Source organism: Vibrio sp. 11986-1-5, assembly GCF_963878025.1.
In the GTDB taxonomy this organism is placed as follows: Bacteria; Pseudomonadota; Gammaproteobacteria; order Enterobacterales; family Vibrionaceae; genus Vibrio; species Vibrio injensis.
Window position 1 is genome coordinate 333,007 of record NZ_CAWNVW010000044.1, and the last position, 23,274, is coordinate 356,280.

At 42.4% G+C, this 23,274-nt stretch carries 15 protein-coding genes; 7 read left to right on the top strand and 8 right to left on the bottom strand.

Annotated features, from left to right (window positions below):
* Positions 1–277 precede the first annotated feature (277 nt).
* Positions 278–2,986 (top strand): HTH-type transcriptional regulator MalT, encoded by a 2,709-nt coding sequence (gene malT / locus AACS00_RS11510; protein WP_072670821.1) that lies wholly within the window; start codon positions 278–280, stop codon positions 2,984–2,986.
* 48 nt (positions 2,987–3,034) lie between these two features.
* On the opposite strand, the gene AACS00_RS11515 is transcribed toward malT, so the two are convergent.
* A complete protein-coding gene (locus AACS00_RS11515; protein ID WP_072670822.1) occupies positions 3,035–3,391 on the bottom strand; it encodes a YibL family ribosome-associated protein in 357 nt (118 codons plus the stop codon).
* 374 nt (positions 3,392–3,765) lie between these two features.
* Between AACS00_RS11515 and AACS00_RS11520 the strand changes: the two genes are divergently transcribed.
* On the top strand, positions 3,766–5,427 hold the full coding sequence (locus AACS00_RS11520) for a methyl-accepting chemotaxis protein (protein WP_110167476.1): 1,662 nt from the start codon (positions 3,766–3,768) through the stop codon (positions 5,425–5,427).
* Between the two features lie 348 nt (positions 5,428–5,775).
* The gene (locus tag AACS00_RS11525) at positions 5,776–7,023 is read left to right on the top strand and encodes a GGDEF domain-containing response regulator (RefSeq protein ID WP_110167477.1); all 1,248 of its coding nucleotides are present in this window, start codon (positions 5,776–5,778) and stop codon (positions 7,021–7,023) included.
* 91 nt (positions 7,024–7,114) lie between these two features.
* Here the strand turns inward: AACS00_RS11525 and AACS00_RS11530 are convergent, their stop codons facing one another.
* The 3 genes from AACS00_RS11530 to AACS00_RS11540 all read right to left on the bottom strand — a co-directional run bounded on the left by AACS00_RS11530 (position 7,115) and on the right by AACS00_RS11540 (position 9,805).
* Positions 7,115–7,423 carry a YkgJ family cysteine cluster protein gene (locus tag AACS00_RS11530; RefSeq protein WP_110167516.1) on the bottom strand — a complete coding sequence of 103 codons (309 nt, stop codon included), beginning with the start codon at positions 7,421–7,423 and terminating at the stop codon, positions 7,115–7,117.
* Positions 7,424–7,553: 130 nt separating this feature from the next.
* Positions 7,554–8,261 (bottom strand): SDR family oxidoreductase, encoded by a 708-nt coding sequence (locus AACS00_RS11535; RefSeq protein WP_110167478.1) that lies wholly within the window; start codon positions 8,259–8,261, stop codon positions 7,554–7,556.
* Positions 8,261–9,805 carry a cryptochrome/photolyase family protein gene (locus AACS00_RS11540; RefSeq protein WP_110167479.1) on the bottom strand — a complete coding sequence of 515 codons (1,545 nt, stop codon included), beginning with the start codon at positions 9,803–9,805 and terminating at the stop codon, positions 8,261–8,263. Before AACS00_RS11540 ends, AACS00_RS11535 begins: the two co-directional genes overlap by 1 nt.
* Positions 9,806–10,036: 231 nt before the next feature.
* On the opposite strand from AACS00_RS11540, the gene AACS00_RS11545 reads away from it, so the two are divergent.
* A complete protein-coding gene (locus AACS00_RS11545) occupies positions 10,037–11,980 on the top strand; it encodes a methyl-accepting chemotaxis protein (RefSeq protein WP_110167480.1) in 1,944 nt (647 codons plus the stop codon).
* A gap of 81 nt (positions 11,981–12,061) precedes the next feature.
* Here the strand turns inward: AACS00_RS11545 and AACS00_RS11550 are convergent, their stop codons facing one another.
* Complete coding sequence (locus AACS00_RS11550; protein WP_110167481.1) at positions 12,062–13,375, bottom strand: FAD-dependent oxidoreductase; 1,314 nt, start codon at positions 13,373–13,375, stop codon at positions 12,062–12,064.
* A gap of 334 nt (positions 13,376–13,709) precedes the next feature.
* On the bottom strand, positions 13,710–15,749 hold the full coding sequence (locus tag AACS00_RS11555) for a tRNA(Met) cytidine acetyltransferase TmcA (RefSeq protein WP_110167482.1): 2,040 nt from the start codon (positions 15,747–15,749) through the stop codon (positions 13,710–13,712).
* A gap of 224 nt (positions 15,750–15,973) precedes the next feature.
* Between AACS00_RS11555 and AACS00_RS11560 the strand changes: the two genes are divergently transcribed.
* A complete protein-coding gene (locus AACS00_RS11560) occupies positions 15,974–17,008 on the top strand; it encodes an ABC transporter substrate-binding protein (RefSeq protein WP_110167483.1) in 1,035 nt (344 codons plus the stop codon).
* Positions 17,009–17,085: 77 nt separating this feature from the next.
* On the opposite strand, the gene AACS00_RS11565 is transcribed toward AACS00_RS11560, so the two are convergent.
* Positions 17,086–18,057: a ParB/RepB/Spo0J family partition protein gene (locus tag AACS00_RS11565; protein WP_110167484.1), complete on the bottom strand. Its 972-nt coding sequence runs from the start codon at positions 18,055–18,057 to the stop codon at positions 17,086–17,088.
* Between the two features lie 7 nt (positions 18,058–18,064).
* Positions 18,065–19,282: a ParA family protein gene (locus tag AACS00_RS11570; RefSeq protein WP_040905504.1), complete on the bottom strand. Its 1,218-nt coding sequence runs from the start codon at positions 19,280–19,282 to the stop codon at positions 18,065–18,067.
* Positions 19,283–20,736: 1,454 nt separating this feature from the next.
* Here AACS00_RS11570 and AACS00_RS11575 point away from each other — a divergent pair.
* Together AACS00_RS11575 and AACS00_RS11580 are read left to right on the top strand one after the other, a co-directional pair.
* Positions 20,737–22,713: a replication initiator protein RctB domain-containing protein gene (locus AACS00_RS11575; protein WP_072671211.1), complete on the top strand. Its 1,977-nt coding sequence runs from the start codon at positions 20,737–20,739 to the stop codon at positions 22,711–22,713.
* Between the two features lie 327 nt (positions 22,714–23,040).
* Positions 23,041–23,244 (top strand): hypothetical protein, encoded by a 204-nt coding sequence (locus AACS00_RS11580; RefSeq protein ID WP_072670832.1) that lies wholly within the window; start codon positions 23,041–23,043, stop codon positions 23,242–23,244.
* Positions 23,245–23,274: the final 30 nt, after the last annotated feature.

Genomic DNA, 23,274 nt, shown 5'->3' on the forward strand with positions numbered 1-23,274 from the left:
TCCCGTTTTACAAAACTCGGTCAGCCAGATAAACATTTACTCAAAATGCAACAACGATCACATGAGTTTATTTTTTGTTGCTTAATTTGCAGTGAATCTCGTATGCAAAACAGTAATATCACGCTATTCAAAACCAGCAATAGGTGATAGATGTCACATAATTTGGGCGTAGTTAGTGAAGAACTGTGAATCTGGCAAGAAAGTCGTCTGGGATCAATAACAGTCTGCGGCAAGTTCCAGTAACATCCCTGTCATTAACGATGACGGGACAAATATCATGTGGATTCCATCGAAATTAACTCGCCCAGGACGGCTGCACAACGCGATTGTCCGTCCGCGCGTTTTAGAACTCCTACAAAAGGCCCCCTGTTATAAACTGGTCCTTTTCCGCTCACCTGCGGGTTATGGCAAAACAACTATGGCCGCACAATGGCTTGCCGATAAGCCGAATGTCGGCTGGTACAGTATTGATGAAAGTGATAATGATCCTTTTCGCTTCATGAATTACTTACTGCAAGCGATGAATAAAGCGACTCAACAAAGCTGCCCCAATGCACAAAAATTGGCAGAACGACGCCAATTTTCATCGCCCCATTCACTGTTCAGCGAAGTTTTTGCTGAGATTTCTCAGTTTGATCAAGAGTGCTTTGTCGTGCTGGATGATTATCATCTGATCAGTGATGATGAGATTCACGAAGCGATGCGCTTTTTCCTAAAACATATGCCCGATAATCTCACCTTAGTCGTCACGAGCCGTATGACACCGCCACTGGGCACTGCCAATCTGCGTGTACGTGATTTAATGATAGAGATAGGTAATGAGTTGCTGGCGTTTGATACTGAAGAGACCACGCGTTTTTTCAATCAGCGTGTTGTAGAAGGTATTGATGATGTCACCGCTCTCAACTTGCGTAATTATGTTGAAGGTTGGCCTTCAGCATTACAACTCATCGCTTTGCAAGCACAACATCAAAAGCGCACCTTAGCCCAATCCGTTGAATCGGTCGCTCATTTTAACCATGCCCATTTATGGGACTATTTAGTCGAAGAAGTGTTTGATTTACTTGATAAAGAAACACGTCACTTTCTGATGCAGTGTTCAGTATTGGATCACTTTAACGACAGCTTAGTCAGCGCCTTAACACAACGAGACGATGCCCTAAGTATGATTGAATCGCTCAATCGCTATGGTCTGTTTATCTATCCATTAGAAGGTGAGCACAACTGGTATCGCTTTCATAATTTGTTCGCTGAATTTCTCGCCCATCAACGGATGGCTCGGATCCCTCAGCAAGAGCAAGAATTACATCGCTCCGCCGCGCGCGCTTGGCTTGAAGCCTCTACCCCACATCAAGCCTTACGTCATGCTAACTTAGCGCAGGATACCGATCTTTTAGCGAGTATTTTGACTCAACATGGTTGGAAAATGTTCAACCAAGGTGAGCTTAATGTCCTTGAGTCGGCGATTAATCTCCTCGCGCCACAACAGCTTTATAAAGAACCAAAACTCTGTTTACTGCAAGCTTGGTTGGCACAAAGCCAACATCGCTACGATACCGTGGGGGCAATGCTTGAGCAGGCAGAAAAAGAGATGCAAGCACTGAACGTCGAACTCAGTAGTAAACAGCAAGGTGAGTTTAATGCGCTATTGGCTCAAGTCGCAATCAACAAAAATGAGCCCGAGAAAGCCTTAACCCTCGCTGAACTGGCATTAAGCCAATTAGACAGCACCGTGTATCGAAGCCGCATTGTTGCTACATCGGTTGTCGGAGAAGTGAACCACGTTCTTGGTCACCTCAGTCGTGCGCTATCAATGATGCAACAAACCGAAAAACTGGCGCGGCAATATCAAGTCTACCATCAAGCGCTCTGGGCCTTATTACAACAGAGCGAAATCTTAATTGCCCAAGGCTACGTACAAGCGGCTTTCGAAGTGCAAGATAACGCCTTCAAGCTGGTGGAAGAGCAGCATTTACACCAAGTTCCCTTACATGAGTTTTTATTGCGTATTCGCGCCCAAATTCTCTGGTGTTGGAATCGCTTAGATGAAGCAGAAGAGTGTGCCCACAAAGGATTAGAAGTGCTTGGTCAACATTCACCGAGTCAACATTTACACAGTTATTCGATGTTGGCTCGTATCGCCGTTGGCCGCGGAGAGCTGGATAAAGCTGGACGTTATATCGAGCAAGTCCATCACTTGATCAAGCAGTCACATTATCATGTCGACTGGACGGCCAACGCCTCATTATCTTTGTTGTTGTATTGGCAAGCTCGTGGGGATAAAGCCGCGATAGAGCATTGGTTGACCACTACCCATCGGCCAGAAAAAGCTTATAACCATTTCTTCCAACTGCAATGGCGCAATATTGCTCGCGCACAAATTTGCCTCGAACAGTATCCAGAAGCCAAGCAAACCTTAGCATTTTTACAACAGCAAGCGAGTGAGTACCAACTACTGACCGACTTAAATCGCAACTTAATTGTTGAAGCCACGCTCGCCTCGCTCGGCAATGATGATGAACTCGCGCGTGACAAACTCAAAGAAGCACTGCGTCTCACCAATCAAACGGGCATGGTGGGTAATTTTCTGATCGATGGACAAAAAATTGGTCATTTACTGGAAAAAATGGTTCACCGCGGAGAATTAGGCGATCTAGAGCGTCATCGTGCCCAGTTGTTGATTAAAGAGATTTCAACCTCTCAGCGTAGTCGCTCTATTCATTTTGATGAAGAATTTGTCGAAAAGCTGATTAACCATCCCAATATCCCTGAATTGGTTCGAACCAGTCCATTGACTCAACGTGAGTGGCAAGTGCTTGGGTTAATTTATTCAGGTTTTAGTAATGAGCAGATTGCTCAAGAGCTTGATGTGGCAGGAACGACCATCAAAACGCATATTCGTAACTTATATCAGAAGCTGAATATCGCCAACCGTAAAGAAGCGATGCACACCGCAGAAAATTTATTACAGTTAATGGGCTATTAATTGATGTTGAAGCCTCGGCCTACTGATCATAAGTAGGCCGAGCGCCGATTAAAATGGTTTAGGCGCAAAACCGGTCATCACTTCAACCCGCAAAGCTTTACCAATTTTAGTGGTGGGATGGACAATAATTAGTCCTTTAACCGATTTTTTCAGCTTTCCTAAATCGGCTTGCTCTTCTTTGGTTAACTCACGATAAAACGGCATATCTGCGAGCATTTTACGCTCTTTGTTTAGCTCATATTCGGCTTTGTTCTTCAGACTATTAAGTTGTTTGGTCAACTGATCAACTTCATCCGTAAATTTGCTCACCATAGCGCTATCACCGCGAGTCTTAGCCGCTTCTAACTTATGGGAACAAGTATCAAGACGGCTGTGTAATTTTTGCAGATCGTTTTTTAAACTCATGGGGCTTAAGGCTCTTACCGATAAATGGGCACAGATTATAGCACAGGAGAAATGGAGTGTTGAAATACAAAAACATCGATTCGCTCGCTCAAGGGTCTCTCACCGCAACGCGTAATAAACATTCATCAACCACAAAGTCAGACTTTTTCAGTAGTAAGATGCGCTTCCTTCTTCACTAACCATAAAAATGTGAGACACCACATAGTAATCTTTCATTCACCGTTAAATATCTGCACTAGTATTATGGTAATAGCCTGCATCGCTGACAATGATATCGATAAGATAACCAATCATTCTCACGCCACGAAATGATGAAGTAGGCAAAATGCTCTCAGTTGGTTTGAACTTAATAATCATGAAAGATGGAAAACACCATGAATCTAACCATACGCCAGCGCCTCTATATCTTGTCGATTGTGCCTTTATTACTGATTGCCTTAAGTATGATCTATTCAACCTTCGCAGAAACGCGCAGTTTGACTCAAGGGCAGATGAATAATACTCGCCTTGCGATGATGGAGATGAAAAAAACCGAGCTGAAATCTTATTTGGAGATTTCACGTACCGCAATCGAGCCATTACTGCGTCGTCAAGCGCCTTTAGAAGAGGCACTGACGATTTTGCGAGAGATTCGCTTTGGACTTGATGGTTATATTTTTGGTTATGACAGTAAAGGGACTCGCCTTCTCCTTGGTCAGAGTAAAGCGGGACTAGGCGATAATTTCATCAACATGACCGATGCCCAAGGTAACTTTTTAATTCGAGATATCATTAATAACGCGAGAAAAGATGAATTCTCGGTTTACTATTTTCCAAAACCCGGTGAATCGGTACCTTTACCTAAGCTCAGCTACTCGATTTATATTCCTCAATGGGATTTAACCATAGGTACTGGGTTTTATACCGATGACGTCGATGCAGAAATTGCTGCCATGGAAAAACGAGCCCAGCAGCAACTGACTCAAAGCCTTTGGACATTAACCACGATTGCCACTGTTATTGTCATTATTGTCGGAGTCATGGCGCTGTTCTTAAACCGCAGCATTATGCGCCCACTGGATATGCTGGATGACTCGATTCGCTCTTTTGCCAGTGGCGATGCCGATCTCACCGCTCGGATGGAAAGCTTCACCATTCCAGAGTTTGCCCGCCTAAGCAGTAATTTCAATGCTTTTGTAGCCAGCCTGCAAGGGATTATCCAACGCGTCCATCAACTCGGACAACAAGTGGTTGCAGAAACCGATACCATGACGCAACGAGCCGCTCAAGTGGATATCATTGCTACAGGGCAGCGCGAAGAGACCGAGCAGGTCGCCACCGCGATGACTGAAATGACAACGACCGCTCAAGAAATCTCGAATAATGCCAATCAAGCAGCCAATTCGGCCAGACAAGCCGAAGACAATGCCCAAGAAGCGCATAAGATTGTCGAATCTGCAGCTCGATCAGTACAAGCCTTAGCTAAAGAGGTTGCCGAGGCCAGTACCGTAATTTCTAAACTCGAAGGCGATGTCAAAAATATTTCCAGCTCTTTAGTGGTTATTCAAGATATTGCTGAACAAACCAATTTACTGGCATTGAACGCTGCAATTGAAGCCGCACGAGCAGGCGATCAAGGCAGAGGCTTTGCCGTTGTGGCGGATGAAGTTCGTAAATTAGCCAGCCGTACTCAAGACAGTACGGAAGATATCCATAATATGATTCAGCAGTTAAAGTCTGCTTCAGACAACGCCGTGAAAGCAATGGATTCAAGTCAACATCGCAGCACATCAACCGTCAAAGAAGCCAGCGAAGCAGCAAAAGCTCTGGAAAGTATTCAACAATCTATCGGTGTGATCATGGATATGAACTCATTAATTGCCACCGCGACTGAAGAACAAAGTATTGTTGGCCAAGAAATCTCCGAACGAATTGTGATCATTTCTGACCAAAGTAGTCAGTCTGCCGATCTGGCTAATGAAAATAAAGCCAGCAGCCAAGATCTTAATGGCCGTGCGCATGAGTTATATAACTTAGTTGGGCGGTTTAAAGTTTAAGGTGTTTACAGTGTAAATTACTGACTCTGGGCCATAACGGAGTCATAAGCAGTCAGCAATAGCCAAGCGATCTGGCCTAGCTGAGAGATAAACCGTGAATGAATCTCCAATCACCTTGATAAGCGAGGTGATTGGATTCGAAGTCTTCGATCAAAACGGAAACCGCTTCATAAAGAATACCGAACTTAATAATTAAACGTTACAACTGTCGAGTTGAGAAAGAGAACAATAACAAACGAATAACGAGCCAGCTCTTATAGATAGCGTTGGCGACTTTCAATTAATGGCTCAGGTAACACCCGATAAATATGGGAACAGCGTCCGATTAGAACCATTGGGAGTATTACTGTGCAACATTCCGTACTCATCGTTGAAGACAGTCGAGCTTATCGAAATTACTTAACTGCCCTTCTTTCAAAGCTAGAGGTGGATTTACTGATTGCCGATGACTATCAATCGGCTCGTCGTTTGCTCGATGCCCCAGAATCAACCAATATACTCTGTGCGGTATTGGATTACTGCTTACCTGATGCACAAGACGGAGAAATCGTCGATCTGCTGATCGAAAAGAATATCCCTAGCATTGTCCTCACCGCTCATGTAAATGATGATATTCGTCAACGACTTGTCAACAAAGGGATACTCGATTATATCCTTAAAGATAGCGTTGCATCTGTCGCATATTTAGCGCCACTCATTGATCGCTTGATTAATAACTTAACCCATACCGCATTGGTGGTTGATGACTCTGTGATGGTACGGCGTCATATGTGTCAATTATTACAGCGTTGTTATATTCATTGTTTAGAAGCGGAGAATGGTCAGCAAGGCTTAGAAATACTGAAACAACATCCGCGAATTACGCTAGTGATTGTCGATCATGATATGCCCATTAAAAATGGCGTCACCATGATCCAAGAAACTCTAGCTTTGTATCCACGCCATAAATTTATGCTGCTTGGGGTATCAGCAAGTAATGATCGCTCAATTACCTCACAGTTCCTGAAAGCGGGAGCAAACGACTTTTTACATAAACCCTTCAATCAAGATGAGTTCTATTGTCGGGTCAATAATTTATTAAATTTAAAAGATTCCAACGACCAGATGTTTTATCTTGCTAATAAAGATGCGTTGACTGGATTGTGGAATCGACGCTTCTTTTTTGATCATATCTATACCACGAAAAACCTGATCAGTATTGCGATGCTCGACTTGGATCATTTTAAAAAAGTGAATGACTTATACGGTCATGCGATGGGAGATCAAGTTTTGCAATCGGTCGCTCAGTGCATGCAAAATCTTTTTAATCATGAAGATAACGAACTGGTAGCACGTTTTGGTGGCGAGGAATTTTGTCTCTATTCTAAACAAGAGTTTCCGATAGTCATTGAGAAGCTCGAACAACTCATCAAGCAGGTCGCGAGTTTATCCTTCAGCCATAATCAACACTCCTTCTCAGTCACGATCAGTGTTGGTCTATTTTGTGGCTATCAAGATATTTCAACCTTGGTGAATCGAGCAGATGATATGTTGTATGAAGCCAAGCGACGAGGTAGAAATCAATTGATCTACAAACCAACCAACTTAGATACCTAAATGAAGCGAGGTAATAATCAACCATCACTGACATTGAAACAACCCAGTCAATCTATTCGCTCGTCAAAACAACCCGAGGTAAACCTAAGCATCAAAGAAATAAATCTCTTTCTTCTCTGCACTCATATTCGCCCATTTCAAAGGCGCGACAAACCCAAGGGCGCAATTCATAAATAGTACACATAAAGGTTTCACGATCGAGCGCCGAACACCACCCGTCATCCAAACGACGCATCGTTTCTCCACCCCATTGATCCACCGCGACGTGCTGCTTAGGAACCCCTGTATCGCTAATGAGCATCACTTCTAATCGGCAGCAACAAGCCTGACAAGTTGCACAGGTGATTGGCGAAGAGGGATCAGGATTGAATTCGGTATGGACAGGAATTGATTTAGTCATAAAGGTCAATAATAACGGCGATGAGCGCATCATACGCCAACTCAGACAAGATAGCGAAATCTCCGTTTTTTATTTGATTATCATCAAACGTTAAGGCTTCGCTCCGCATCATAAAATGGACAAAACGTAATTACCAAGGTAAACGCTCTCCGTTATACGCCAAAAACTGTCCCGTTTGCTGCGAGGTCGCTTGGCTGATTAACTCGACGAGCAGCGCTGCAGACTGCTGTGGCGTTAATAGTTTATCGACAGGGACATTGGCTTGAAAAGGCTTAGACAACGGTGTATCCGTGCTCCCAGGATGTAGTGCCAATACTACACCTTGTTTGATCGTACGTTGCCACTCAATAGAGAGAGTTTTCAGCAGCATATTTAACGCCGCTTTCGAAGCCCGATAGCTATACCAACCGCCAAGACGATTATCACTAATACTGCCCACTTTCGCGGAAATGGTCACAAACTTGGCAGCAGTGCTCGCTTTCATTAGTGGTGAAAAATATTTGGCCAATAACAGCGTAGGTAAGGTATTAACAGCAATATTTTGCATGAAAAAATCGCCATCCAGTGCTTGCAAATTTTTTTCAGGACGATGATCTTGAGCGTGAAGCATACCAACGGCGTTAATTAACCAGTCAATTGTCGAAAAACGCTGGCTGAACATAGCAACATCAGACTCTTGGGTGACATCCAACTGAAACCAAGTCACCCGTTGAGAAGTGAAATCTGGACGTTGTCGATGATAAGTGGCATGAATATTTGCTTCAGGTAAAGCCGTCAATAACTGCTTTACGATGGCCAAACCGATGCCACCATTTGCGCCAACCACCAAAATATTCATCACAACTCCCCAAGATGACTCAAATAATATTCCGCCGTCTGCAAGATATCAGCACGTTGCTGATCAGCCATTTTATCCCATGAGCGATACAACATTCCGATACGGGGATTGACTGCTAAGCGATCACGCTGCTGGTGCATAAATCGCCAATAAAGACTATTAAACGGGCAGGAACCCTTGCCACTGCGCGCCTTATTATCATAGATGCAGTTCTTACAATAATCGCTCATTTTATTGATATAAGAACCGCTGGCCGCATACGGTTTAGTCCCGACGATCCCACCATCGGCAAATAAAGCCATTCCTCGCGTATTTGGCATCTCTACCCACTCAATGGCATCGATGTAGACACCTAAATACCAAGCATCGACTTCATCGGGATTGATTCCAGTTAATAAACAGAAGTTTCCCGTCACCATCAGACGCTGAATGTGGTGTGCATAAGCAAAATCGAGTGATTGACCGATCGCTCGCTGCATACAGTGCATTTTGGTTTTTGCCGTCCAAAAATAATCAGGTAACCGACGCGTAGCCTGTAATACATTGATCTGAGCATAATGCGGCATGTTCGCCCAATAAATACCACGTATATATTCACGCCAGCCTAAAATTTGGCGAACAAAACCTTCCACTTGAGCAAGATCGATCTGGCTCTCACGCTGATAAGCGGTAACCGCTGCATCAATCACTTCTTTAGGGTGTAGAAGCTTACTATTAAGGGCAAAAGACAATCGGCTATGATAAAGACTCCATTGCGCAGGATGCAGATGGGTCATCGCATCCTGAAATTGGCCAAAGCGTGGTAAACATACACGGCAGAAGTGAGCAAGCAGTGTCAAACTCTGCGCACGATTAACTGGCCAAAACAAATCTCCCTCTAGGTGTCCAATCGTTTGTATTCCATGTCGATTTAGCCGCTCAAGGATTTGCGCCGGATTATTTTTGAATAGTAAAGGTTCGGGTAGCTGGGCAATATCTTGTGCTTTTAATTTATTACGGTTACTGGCATCAAAATTCCATTGCCCAGCAAGCGGTTTCCCCTCTTCGACTAAAACCGCAAAACGTTGCCGCATTCGCCGATAAAAGTGTTCCATCGTTTTATGCTTCCCTTTAGGGAAGTATTGCTCAATCTCATCAAACGGTAGTAAAAAATGCTCGCTATCGACACAATCAATGACCGTATTAGCAAGCCGTAAGTTCGCCAGTTGAGCGAGCAAACGATATTCATCAGGACGCTGATATTGAAAAGAGATAGCTCCCGTCAGTTGCACGTAGTGCGTAATCAATTGTGGTAGCTCAGCAAAACCCTGTGTCTCATCGAGGGTCAGATAGAGTACCTGATGGCCTTCTTCCTGTCTCGCTTGAGCAAATTCTTGCATCGCTAAAAAGAACGCTACGGTCTTTTGAATATGATGAGTCACATAACGACTTTCTTGATGAAGCTCAGCAATGATATACAGCACATCATCATCAACCTGCTTAAACCAAGCGTGTTGAGCATTAAGCTGATCGCCTAATAGTAAACGAACCGTTTTGAAATTCATGTCGGGATCAGATCCTTGATTCAAAGAGAAATAGAGACAACAAAATCTTTACGCGGATACCATCAATAAGATCATTCACTGCTGTTAGATTAACTTTTTATGATTAAAAATAGTCGCGCCATCAAAACGTTACTAAATTGTTAAGCATATTTATGCTCATTTATTACTCACTTTATTAAACAGACACTATTATCTATAGGTTGGTTAATAATAATAAATGAGGCTTATGTTATGTATTGGAAAACGCTATCAATTCGTCGCAGAATTAACTGGGTTCTATCTATCATACTGGTGACTTGTACATTGATTGCCATGGGGCAACAGGCCATGCGCACAGCAAATGATCAGTTGAATGAACTTAAATCACACACTCTACCGAGTCAATTACGTGGGCTCGCGTTTGAAATCAGTAATCAGCTACAACCGGCGATCACTGGATCAAATTTTCTTGCTCATCATTCAGGTTTACTGGACTGGAGCGCTGAACAAAGATCCATTCGTAATCCCGCGGTAGCTCATCAGGCATTAGAAAATGCGATGACTCGGCTCGGAGCAGACAATGCGTTTGCCGTGTTAGACAGCGCAGAAGGAAAATATATTTTTACTTATGATGGTCAACATCGAGCCACTCGCCTTAGCGACTATCCATTTAAAGATTTCTATCCCAACTTTCTCGGTAAAAACAAGGCCATTGAATTGAACATGAACCAAGACCAGGTCGGTGGTCAATACGTTATTTTTATTAATTATCGCAGTACACAAGTCAATCCTCAAACCAATCAACCTTATGTGGTCGCAGGATTAGGCTTTAACGTCAGTAGCTTAGTTAGCATGATCGAAGGTTTTAGGATAGGCTCTAACGGTCGAGCTATGTTGGCCTCAAGCGACGGTAAAATCCAAGTCGCTCCTAAAGACTCTGTATTAGCCAGTCATACCACTGGACAACTGCAGCAAGCCATCAGTGCAGGAAAAGCGGCTCCCATTATTACTGAGCTCACCGTTAATCAACACGCCTATTTAATCGGCTCTTATTGGTTAGCAGACTTAGACCGCTTTGTGGTTGTTGAAATACCAAAGTCTCAAATCATCTCACCAATCATCGATCAATTTATTCAATCACTTCTATTTACGCTAATTTTTATCGCCGTAGCCTTAGTTATCATGCATTTTGTGGTCACCGCATTAACTAAGCCTATCCAACAACTAAGCAGCGAGATTGATCATATTGCTCAACATCTTGATTTAAATCACAAAGTTAATATTTTTGATGGTGCTGAGGTCGCGAATTTATCGCAAAAAATTAATCTTTTTATTGAGCGCTTCCGAGACTCATTAAGCTCCGTCAACCAGACGGTAGCGGAATCACAAGTAGCTTTTTTACAATTAAAGCATAACGCCAAAGAGACCAATCAAGCGACAGAGGAACAGCGTAGCGCCTTAGGAACGATTTCTCAAGCCAGCCAACATATTACAGAACGTACAGAAGAAGCCACGAGACTTGCTAACCATGCCGGGGAGCTTTCCGCCCAAGGCAATAGCTCATTACAAAATGCACTCTCTGCGATGCACAGCAGTCTTACCCACATAGAACAACTGGGTTCAAATATGGCCACGAGCCAACAAAGTTTGCAACAACTCAATAATCATATTGAAAATATTCTCCGCGTTCTCGAAGTGATTAGCTCTATTTCCGAGCAAACCAATTTATTAGCGTTAAACGCAGCGATTGAAGCAGCAAGAGCAGGAGAACATGGTCGAGGGTTTGCGGTAGTCGCCGATGAAGTACGTTCGCTTTCCCAGCGCACCAGTGAGTCTACCACCGAAATCCAAGACATTATCAATAAGCTTAGATCGGCATCGAATTCAGTAACCACACAAATTGAAGTCGTACATGAAAATAGCCAGCACAGTTTAACCACTCATCATCAGGCAGTAAAAGATGTGCAAGCATTAAATACGACTCTACAAGCACTTTTCTCAATGAACCAACAAATCGCTCAAGGTGCTGAAGAACAAAGTGCAGCGGTAGTAGAAATTAATCAAAGCATAGAAAATTTAAACGAACAAAGTAGCCGCACCGAACAACTGACTCAGCAAGGTGAACACTCAGTGATCGGCGTAGAAAAACAGATGACTCATTTAGCCGCTAAGATTAATCAGTTTAAAGGAATATGATGGGTTGATTTTTGCTTATGATTACTCGCTACGTTTTATGAAAAGTGGACGTAGCGAGTGTTTTCTATTGTCAAAAATATGCTACATCGGTGTATAACCACGCAGCATCATATCGTAAATCGGTTTAATCACAGATTCTTTTACTTTCCAAGCAAAGCGACTGCTTTTCAGAGGGTCAACGACTTGAAACGGTAATGCTGTCATCGGTTGAAGAGTGAAGTCAAACTCCCACAGCATTGCATGCCCCACATCTAAGATCATTGGGCATGACGTATAACCATCCCATTTGGCCATTAATGGTTTATCTTTTATTAGTGCTGTTAAGTTTTCTGTCACTACAGGAATTTGTGTTTTGACAGACGCCGCTGTCTTACCTATTGGCGTCCCTACATTATCTCCCAAGCCAAAAATATTGCTGTAACGCTTATGCTGCATCGTATACTGATCAACCTCTAGATAGCCCTTAAATTGCTCGTTATCGGCTAATGGTGATTCTCTGATGGTTTTGATAGCCGTCATAGGAGGAGCAACATGAATAAAATCCCAATCAACGGTATATGACGATTGATCGGCTAGTTGGAATGTGGCTTGTTTTTTACTGGTATCGACTGACGTTAAGGTATGCTGAAAATGTGAGTCAATAGCACGTTGCTGCCAAATCTCTCGTATCCGTTGATCAAACACTTTAACCGAAAAAAGGAAATTCTCTGCCGTAAAATAGTCAAAAGAAAAATTGTCCCGATGGCCAGCTTTAGCGACAAAAGACTCCACCAAATTGGTCGCTTTTAGCGGCGCTCCAGCACATTTCATCGCTCCCTGAGGTCGAGTAAAAACAGCTTTACCACCTTGACCATGAGCAAATGCTTGAGCTTGTTGATGACTCACAATTCCCGCCTGCGGGCTGTAATAGATACTGGTAATTCCGTTTTGACCAATTTCTCGCGGATCAAACCCTTCAATGAGGTCATAACGAAGTTCAACACCCGTCGCAACAATCAAATAGTCATAATTGACCAGCAACCCCGTTTCAGTCACCACTTGATTCTGATCTGGCCGATACTCGACAACTGAATCCTCAATCCATCGTACACTCGCATCAATAAAGCGTTCATTGGCACTAATCACATCACTGACTTGTGTATAAACTCCGGCAAGTAACAATGTTTGGCCCGGTTGATACCAGTGAAAACCACGTGGCTCTATCACGGTTATCGTCGCACCGTCCAAATGATGCCCCAATTGGTTAGCAATACCTATTCCAGCGGCACCACCACCCACAATAACGATGTTGGCTTGAGTTTTGGTTTTATTTATCTGCCGATAACCGACGCCCACGGCGCCCACCGCCCCCACCCCAACACCCGCTTTAAGAAACGTCCTTCGTGAAATAGCCATAGTGACTCCTAACGTGTTTTTGCTTAACAAGCAACGAGTCGATTTCGTTTATTATCGAGCAAAATCATCGAGCATAATTTCAGGCTCAAAGTATTTAACGGCATAATCAGTACTGTCATATCAATCATGATCGACCATGAACATGATTAAACCACAGCGCGTTAAGTAAACTGAGCGTCTAATGATTACGAGGTTGAGTCCTTTGTAGAAAGAGAATATAAGCAACCCCTTATAAAGATAGTCAGTGTTTGCTCTTCATACCAATAGAGATTGATTTAATTCGTAGACTCAGTCACAAGCTTTTCGGTTTACAGTGTAAATCTCAACGCTCGTTTTACTGATGGCTCAGTTTACACTGTAAATCACGCAATAACTGAGCGAGGTTCTGACGTAAGACTTGCTCAGTTTGTTTGCGACCAGTGTAGCCATGTAAGGAAGCACACTCAGTCCAGGATCGCTGCTGAATGACTTTTTCAATCAGTAATTCATCGAGCACTATCGTTGGCTTACTCGCCGAATGAATCAAAAGCTTTTCAATCCAAACGGCAACACTCTCATAATTAGCTCCCCCCAAACTGTAACGAGCCAGCAGTTCGAACGGTAACTGACTCAGTGACTCACTCTCAGCTTCGCATAATAACAAGCGAACCGTATTAGCGGCTAAGCGCTGTAAGCTCTCTTTCAATTCATAAAGTAAGTGTATTTGAAACTGCCAACGAGCCCGAGAAAGCCATTCTACCTGTTGGCCATAAACCATAAGTAAAGAAAAACAGCCACTCGCTTGATCACGTTGTGAACCTAACTTGATACTATGAAAACCATTACGCTGCCAAAAATGGATAAGCTCGGCAGTAGCACCAAAGCTTGTCGCAATATAATCACAAGAGTGGTGCTCAATAAACTGAGACAGTAGTTGACTGCCAATACCCATATTTTGTCGTTGGGGATGAACCGCTATTCGCATCACTCGCCAGCACAGCTGCTGCGCAGCTTCCGTGATTCCCACTTGATTGGCTAATGTAATTGGAACAAGATGTCCTCGAGGACGACGCTGCCCCAACTGAATAGACTCAATTAACTCTTGGTCCAATCCGCCTTCTTGTACGGCTAATAGACACCCAACCAGACACTGCCGATGGCTAGCAACGTAGAGCGTTAGTTTTTCGTCACTCAATAAATGAAAGAGATCATTCGGCGAGGTTTGATAATGGGCATTAACTAATAAACCAAACGCCTCTTTTAATAACGTTGGTGATGCCAATAACTCAGCTTTCGATACACTAAAATAGTCGATACTATCCAGAGTCAGTTCCGCTAAATCCGAGCGTAAATCATAATTAAGGAGAAAGGTCTCTCGATGCCAAGCCTCTAGAGGGTCTTGCGCAGCCCAACGAATAGGTTGGTGCAAATGTTGAAAATGAGTTTGTGGTCGATGTTGCGCTAACCAATGTTGGAATTTTAAGGTAAAGCCTCGGCCACATCCTTCATAACCATGAATAGTAGTGGAAAATACCGCTCGATGATAACGCTCAACAAAACGATATAAAAACGGTAGCGGCAGCGCTGCAGCCTCATCGACCAACAATAAATCACAGTCACACTCATGTTGCTCCAGCTCATCGGGAGCAACAAATCGTAATTGAGAGGCTTGATAATCAATTTTATCTTTACTTATCTTGGCACCGGGTAAACCTTGCGCTGCAAAATAAAATACTGGAGAAATCGCCGACAAGCGTGGAGCCGTAATAATGATCTTGATCGATCGCGATTGCATTAACTTGGCGGCAGCGATACCTAAAGCGCTACTTTTACCTCTACCACGATCAGCGGTGAGCAATAGTGGGCGCTTACGATGTCCAGTGATGACCCGGAGAATCGCGTCAACCGCTAATTCTTGCTCACTGGTATCACAGAAAACCGAAACAGTGGATGATATCGGAAGCGCAGGAATATGACTTGCAGACACAACCAGTAACTGCTCTAGTCCTCGCGTTAGCCAACAATTATCAGCAGCCGTAGGATTGACCCTGTGACCGATAATAAACAGCAGGCCACCACCAATCAATGTGCCTAATGCCGCGCTGAAACTATTCGCATCAAACCCTTGGCTAAAGTCAGCAATCATGACATGGCATTCTTGACCTAAAAGGCGTTGTCCTTGGTTATACGCCAACGTGGAAGCGGCGAAAAATGGCTCCCCACCTAATTGCACCACCACAAGATTTTCATCTAATGTGCTTAGCCATGTTTGAAGCAGAGGTCGGCTCCATGATAACTCGCCAGAAAGATAAACAGCAAAACGGTGATTACGCTGCTGTGCACAGTGTTGAAGAGATTGGAAGTAGTTAAGATAATCAGTTGTTAAAGTCGTCATACAAGATCACCGTTCATCATTATCAGGCAATGGTAGCACAAAGCTGACATGGATACGGAGTAGGCGTGTTGCCGATGAATAATATCGATGAACAATAATACTATCGACAAGGTTAAAAAAATTGTTCTTAACGATAAATTATATTTGCTTTATTGAAACAGAGATTTAACTAATTATGCACCTGAACACCAGCATTGGGCTGGACTTTAAGGAACGAAAATGCAATGAAATCTTTCATCAAAGGATTGGTCCTCGCAGCCGTCATTACCTCCACTCAAGTGAGTGCACAAGCACAAAGACTGAATGTTTACGCTTGGGGTGGCTACCTGCCAGAAAAATCACTCAAACAGTTTGAAGCTCAAGAAGGGGTTTCGATCCATTATTCAACCTTCGAGAATAATGAATCCATGTACACCAGACTCAAACTTCTTAAAGGCAGCGGATATGATGTAGTTTTTGCCTCCGCTTATTTTATTGAAAAAATGGCTCGTGAAGGGCTATTGAGCGAATTGGATCATGCACAAATTCCAAACATGAAAGATGCTATGCCATCGTTATTAGGTCAAGCGCATGATCCAAAAAACCAGTATTCTTTGCCCTACATCTGGGGGATTACTGGCCTTAGCTACAACGCTGCTTATTTGCCTAACGGAATTTCTCGCTGGGCCGATCTGTGGGACCCGAAATATGTCCGTCAAGTCATGCTGATTGATGATATGCGTGATGTATTTGGTATGGCACTGAAACTCAATGGCTTTAGTATCAATACCCAAAACGAAGCAGAAATAGAAAAGGCTTATCAATCATTGGTTGCCTTAAAACGTAATGTGTTGCTGTATAACTCTGATGCGCCGCATGTACCTTATGTTTCAGGTGAAGTCGCTCTGGGTATGCAGTGGAATGGTAACGCTTTCCAAGGCCAAGAAGAGCTACCAGAGCTCACCTTCGTGATGCCTGAAGAAGGTGCTGTATTATGGATGGATAATTTTACCATTCCTTCCGGTAGTAATAATAAAGCACTAGCGCATAAATTTATTAATTTTATGTATCAAGCTGAGAATCAAGCCGAGATCGTAAATAGTTTAGGCTATGCATCGGCAACCCAATCAGGAAGAGCTTTATTAGCGGACGATTTACGTAATAATCCGTCGATTTTTCCTTCTGATGAGGAGATGCAAAAAGGCGAATTTATTAACGATGTTGGCCCAGAAGCCCTCGTTATTTATGAACGCTACTGGCAGCGTCTGCGTAATCAATAACCGTCCATGCACTTAAATAAAAAAGACAGCCCATAAGATGGGCTGTCTTTTTTATGTTCAAAGAAAACGATACCGAGTTAGCTAAGTTTCTTTTCGAGAAAGTCTAAAATCTCTTGAGCCAATTGATCATCAACTTTTTGGATATTCAGCGTTAATAGCGGCCCCTTACGTTGATAATTTACTCGGCCTTTGACCAGCTCAATTTTATTATTCAGCGTTTTTTTCGGTGGCGAAAGCTGCTCTATCCAAGATTCTATCGTTTCTGTGACCTCTTTGGTGATCCGAGTGACCCCTTGAGACTGGCAATGCTGCCAAACAAAGCCATCGGCTTGTTGGCATTTTTCTAATAACTCTTTTTGCTGCTCTGGCATTAATTCGTTAAATTGCTTATGTAATTTAACGATGGTCGGTCGGCCAAGCTCAACCACATTAGGATATGCTTGTAACAAGGCTAAAGGTAGCGAGGCGGCCTTTAACGCTCCACTGACTAATGCCTCGCTGCACTGAAACATCTTAGCTAACGCTTTTTGATCTTCAGCAGCGCCACTATCAAGCTGAGCTTGCATTTCTTTGCCTTTTTCATACAGTGACAGTGGCTTATGTGCGTTGGCGACATCAGACAAAAACTTAGCATGATCGCTAGTGATATTATCGGCAACATAAACTAAAAAATCTTGCTTAGCAATCAAACACGATTTACGACGGCGGCTACCATCTAGGATCTCAATTTGTCCATTCTCAAGCCGGCGACCGACAGCCGGATATTGCTGCCCACGCTCACGTAACGTATTAAGGATATCCGCTAATGCATGTTCATTAAGGAACGATTGTTCACGCGCATTTTGAGTAAACACGGAAGTACGTGTATCAATCTCTGAAGCCGGTATACGAATAAGTTCAAAAGTTACCATCGCTTCACCGGCAACGGTTAACTCAATGATCTGCGCTTGAGCTTTAGCGGCGGCTTGTGCCTCTTGCGGGGTAGAGGCCCGTCTTTTATCGGCTTTACCGAACAATTTAGCGTTCAGATCAGATGTTTTTATGGCCATGAATTACTTACCCCTGATTTAAAGAAAGCCAATGTGAATGCAAAACACGCTCTAGCTCAAGTGCGCTTTTTTGCACCGCGTCTTGCGCTGTGGCTAAGGTTTTTTTACCGCCCTCAAAATCACTCGTCGTTAAATCAAACACGGTACTGTAGGTATCGGCACAAGTTTCAAAAGCACGGCTGCGTGGAATAGTAGCCATCATCACTTGCTCGCCTAATAAATAGTTCATCTCAGTTAATACAGAAACTTGCTTTTTATTATCGTCTTCAAACATCGTTGGCATTAAACGAACAAACTCTAGCCCTTTCCAATCATCTGGAAACATTTCATAAACCGTTGGCAAATGCTGGAAAAAATTCACGGTTGATGCCCAGTCAAGACGTTTTGCCGCACAAGGGATCAGTAATGCATTTGATGCGTACATAGCGTTCCACACTAAAGGATCAACGTGTGGTCCAGTATCAATCATAATAATGTCAAATTCATCAGCAATTTTATCAATCAGCTTCTCTTTCAATAAACGAACAATGTCTAACGATTGATTTTTAGACAGTGATTGCCAAGCTTCAGCGTTAAACATCGCGTCTTCAGGGAAAGCTGAAATGGTTTTTAAATTAGGGTATTGAGTGGGCAGTAACACATTTTTTTTCAAAAATGCCGTGTCTATCTCGGTTCCTTCCGGAAAATTATCGAGCATAATATCAACCGCAGAATAGATATTACTGTGTTCTGCCAAACTAATTTGAGGATTCAAAAACAGACGTAAAGACCCTTGAGGATCTAAGTCAATCAGGCAAATACGATAACGTTTATCCAAATTTAACGCTAAACAAGCGGCTAAATGAACCGCTGTCATCGATTTACCCGTTCCGCCTTTTTGGTTTTGAACATTAATGATCCAAGGCTTATTCTCGGTATTTTTCTTGCGCTGATGAAATTTCAATACACCAGCGGCATCCATAAGCATGTGTGCCTCGGCTAATGAAATCGAGTAGTGGTTTGCATTATTTTTAGTAAATTGATGGCCTGCCGCTTCTAACTTGGCAATCGCCTCATCGAGTTTACGTCGAGTTAAGCCCGAACGAGTTTCCATTAATGCTTTTGACATCGGAGGAAAATGTTCATCTCTACGCTCTTCTAATACAATCTCTATTCGATCTGCTTGCACCTGCTGAGTTTGCTCGGCAAGCCTGTAGAGATTTTCTATCGTTTGTTCTCTTTTCATAGCCATTCTCATCATCCGTTATTAAGCACCATTGTACAGCAATATACGCACAATACAATAAAAAGGTGAACATACAATTCTGGACGACAATCACAATAAATAGAACTTTTATCACCAATAAAAAAACAAATGACAAAATGCTGACAAAACTTTCGCTTTATTACTAAGAATTATGACCACAAAAAACAAAACCATAAAAGTGTCACAGCGTCACTTATTTACAATGTAAACTCTATTTATCGACATAGAAGGGAAGTTAAGTATCAATCAATAAAATCTAGCAAAGAAATAATCTCCACTGGATCATTGATGCTATCACTGGCTACAACATAAATCCTACCTTAAAGTAATCACAACATACATCACATCATCATCGGAACGATTATTCACTATCGATAAATTACGGTTGATGTCATTTCAACCATAACATCACATAAACACAACGGCCGTAATTCAATGATCATCTCACTTACGACGAAGGTAAACGCCCCTTTTGCGTCATATAAAACGTCAGCTTTTTCCCGTAGATATACGGTGAACTCCAAAATAAATGAACACCGCTTAAATACCATTAAGTTGATTAAGTAGGGGCAGGGAACCTAATCCGGAAGCATGATCATGGGTTAACTGATGATCATGCTTCTGAGGTAAATCCTACCTATAGGAAAGATGATCAAGGGGAAAAATCAACGAATGGTGTTAATTTTGATCCATTAATCCTAAGATCCAAATCCGGAAAGATGATCAAGTGCAGAATAATCACCGGAAGCATGATGAAAAACGATTAATTTACGGAAGATGTCAATTACAATCAGGCTTTATCCAACATCTCTCTTTCATCATTACCAATAAAATCAGCAATAGAAACAATACAAAATCATCATCACTAACATGATCATGCTTTCGGAACACCAGAAAATAAACCAATAAACAGCGAACGTAAAAATGATGGCCCCAGATGGTATAATCGAATACAAAATTGTCGGCCAATACAGTTAAAGATCAACAAATATCGATTTGGTGATCATGCTTCCTAGTATTTTTAGCTGTTAATAAACCGTATGTTTAAGAAAAGAAGCAGCAATGCTCAGCTGCTTGTGGGTAACCTGTAGATAAACCGTGATCATTGATCCGTTATAACAATGATCATTGATTCGCAAGCAACATGATCATACTTCGAGAAAAAGATGATCATGCTTTCAAATCATCATTGATCATCGTTACGTTTACTCCATGATCATGCTTCTTAATTGTTAAACTTTTATCTTATAAAATACAATGGGTTAGCTGGATAAAACCGTTCAGATCATATGATCAACTTAATCAATATAGATCAGAATAATCAAAAAGATCAGTTATTTAAAAAACTGAAATTTTCCTTTATTTATGATCTTTTTTTGATTATGCTCTTGGAACTATGGCGATATTACGGCTTGTGTGATACGGAACGAATCATGGCATCAGAAGAAAAATTGTTAATCAAAGCACCACGAAGCCACAAAGATGGACATCTTTTTGTCGTCTCAGAAACCGCGGTAGATTGGATCGAACAATATCAACATTTCAAAGGTGTCACTAAAAGTATCATTGAATTGTTAAACTTAATCTCTCTAAGAGGTTTTCGCAGTAAAGATGGACTGGTATCGACAACAGAATTGATCGAAGCGACAGATGGTCAGCTAACCAGGGCTGCCATTCAGCAAAGATTACGCGCTGCTGTTGCGATAGGACTGTTTAAACAAATCCCTGTACGCTTTGAAGAAGGGTTAGCAGGCAAAACGATGCTGCATCAATTTGTTAATCCTAACCAGTTGATCTCTGTACTCGGTTCCACAAGTCTTATCACTGAATCGGTTAAACAAAGTGAAAAACGCAAACGCTCAAAAGCACTGGCACAAACGCAAGTAAATCAACGTTTGTTACACGAGCATGGCCTTAATACACCTCCAGCGATGAAAGATGAAGCTGAGCAGTTTGTTGTTTCTCCGACTAATTGGGCAGGGATTATTGATCAAGCGTTAGCTCCACCACGCACACGTAAAAGTTATCAAAAATCGATGGTGTCAATTTCTGGTACTCGTGCTGTTATCGAAACACGCTCATCAAAAAATATTATGACCGTTGATGATCTCATGACGTTATTTGCCCTGTTTACATTGACGGTACAATACCATGATCATCACCAAGAAGATTATCAGCTCAACGCGAAATACGTCCCTAATAAAACCCCGCTGTACATCACTGACATTTTATCGTTAAGAGGCAAAAAAGACAGCGGCCCAGCGCGTGATTCGATCCGAGATAGCATTGATAGAATTGAATTTACCGATTTTCAGTTACATGAACTAACCGGACGTTGGCTCAGTGAGAATATGCCTGAAGGCTTTAAAAGTGATCGTTTTCGCTTTTTAGCTCGAACGATCACCGCGTCCGAAGAAGCCCCAACAGAAGGCAGTGATGGTGAGATCCGTATTAAGCCAAACCTGTATATTCTGGTATGGGAGCCATCATTTTTTGAAGAGTTAATGACGAAAGATTATTTCTTTCTGTTTCCACCAGAAATTCTTAAACAACATACATTAGTCTTCCAACTCTATTCTTATTTTCGTAGCAGAATGTCACGTCGCCATACTGATACGATGATGCTCAGTGAGCTTAATCAGAAATTGGCTCGCAATATTGAATGGCGACGATTTTCGATGGATCTGATCCGTGAACTAAGACGATTATCCAACGATCAAAATAAGATCGGTGATTTTAACGTTAATTTATGGGGTTACCATTTAACGATTAGTGAGTTAATTGAACAGGATAAAGTACTGGATTATCAAGTGGCTATCAAATGTGATGTTGAAGAAGTACTACGTTATTCCCGCGCGAAAACCACCAACGCGGGTAAGCGCAATATGGCGCCAACGTTACCTAATCCATTACGAAATGAAATGGTTTCCAAACAAAGACTTCAAGAATTGTCGGAAATTATTGATGGTGAATTTGAACCAATACAGCGTAAACCGTCAACGCCTCGTGGCCGATTGGGCCGACGCGTGAAGTTACGTAAGCATCTGGTTGAGATTAACGCTGATGAAATTACTATCACCCTCTCTAAATATACCTCTGCAGAAGCGCTAGAACGAAGTATAACGGCTTTGGCTGCCATGACCGGCCATGCCCCTTCATCTATTCGTGAAGAGTGCCAGGAATTGATTGATAAGCTTGATTGGCTAAAAGTGGATGATTGTGTCGTACCTTACAGTACCTTAAGTAAGGTCATTGAGTTGTATAATACTCAGCACCGTAATAAGCACCTCTCTATTGAGCGATTGATCTCAGGTTTAGCCGTTCGTCGTAAGGTATGTAAATTGGTCTACGAAGAGCATATTGACGATAGCGTATTCCGAGCATTAGACGAAGTGGCCATCGGGATTTGATGCACCGCGATGATCGCAAAGGCTGTTATAACATCAACATAACCGCAAAACTTGCTTGATCATGCTTTCAGCCTTGTTGATGATTGCCTATTTAACGAACTGATCGCCGAAAATATTTTTCGGCGCTAGTTGATTTAGTGAATTTTTTACCGATAATCCGCTCGATGTACTTCTATACTCAGGGTGAGCAAAAAATAATTGAGTCATTTGTCGATTATGATAAATGAACCCTTGCTTAAGTCACACTCTTGCTAAAATCTGCTTAACAAGGTTTTGGCCTTTTGTTACAGATAACTCGTTCCTAGCATGGTTTGTTCGGAGGTTGCAATGTCTATAAATTCAATTGACCATGATGAAATGACTAACATCGCCAATAAATGGGATGTGGATGTTACGGAAGAAGCAGAGATGCAGCGTCCTAATAAAACGCTTAAATCTGCACAAGCTCGTCGACGTATTGAAATGCTGCGCGATATTCGTGAAAGTGGTTTAACCATTGAGGAAGCCAAAGAGTTAGGTCTTCTTCATTAACTCAATGATAGATATGGCGTTTGCAGAGTC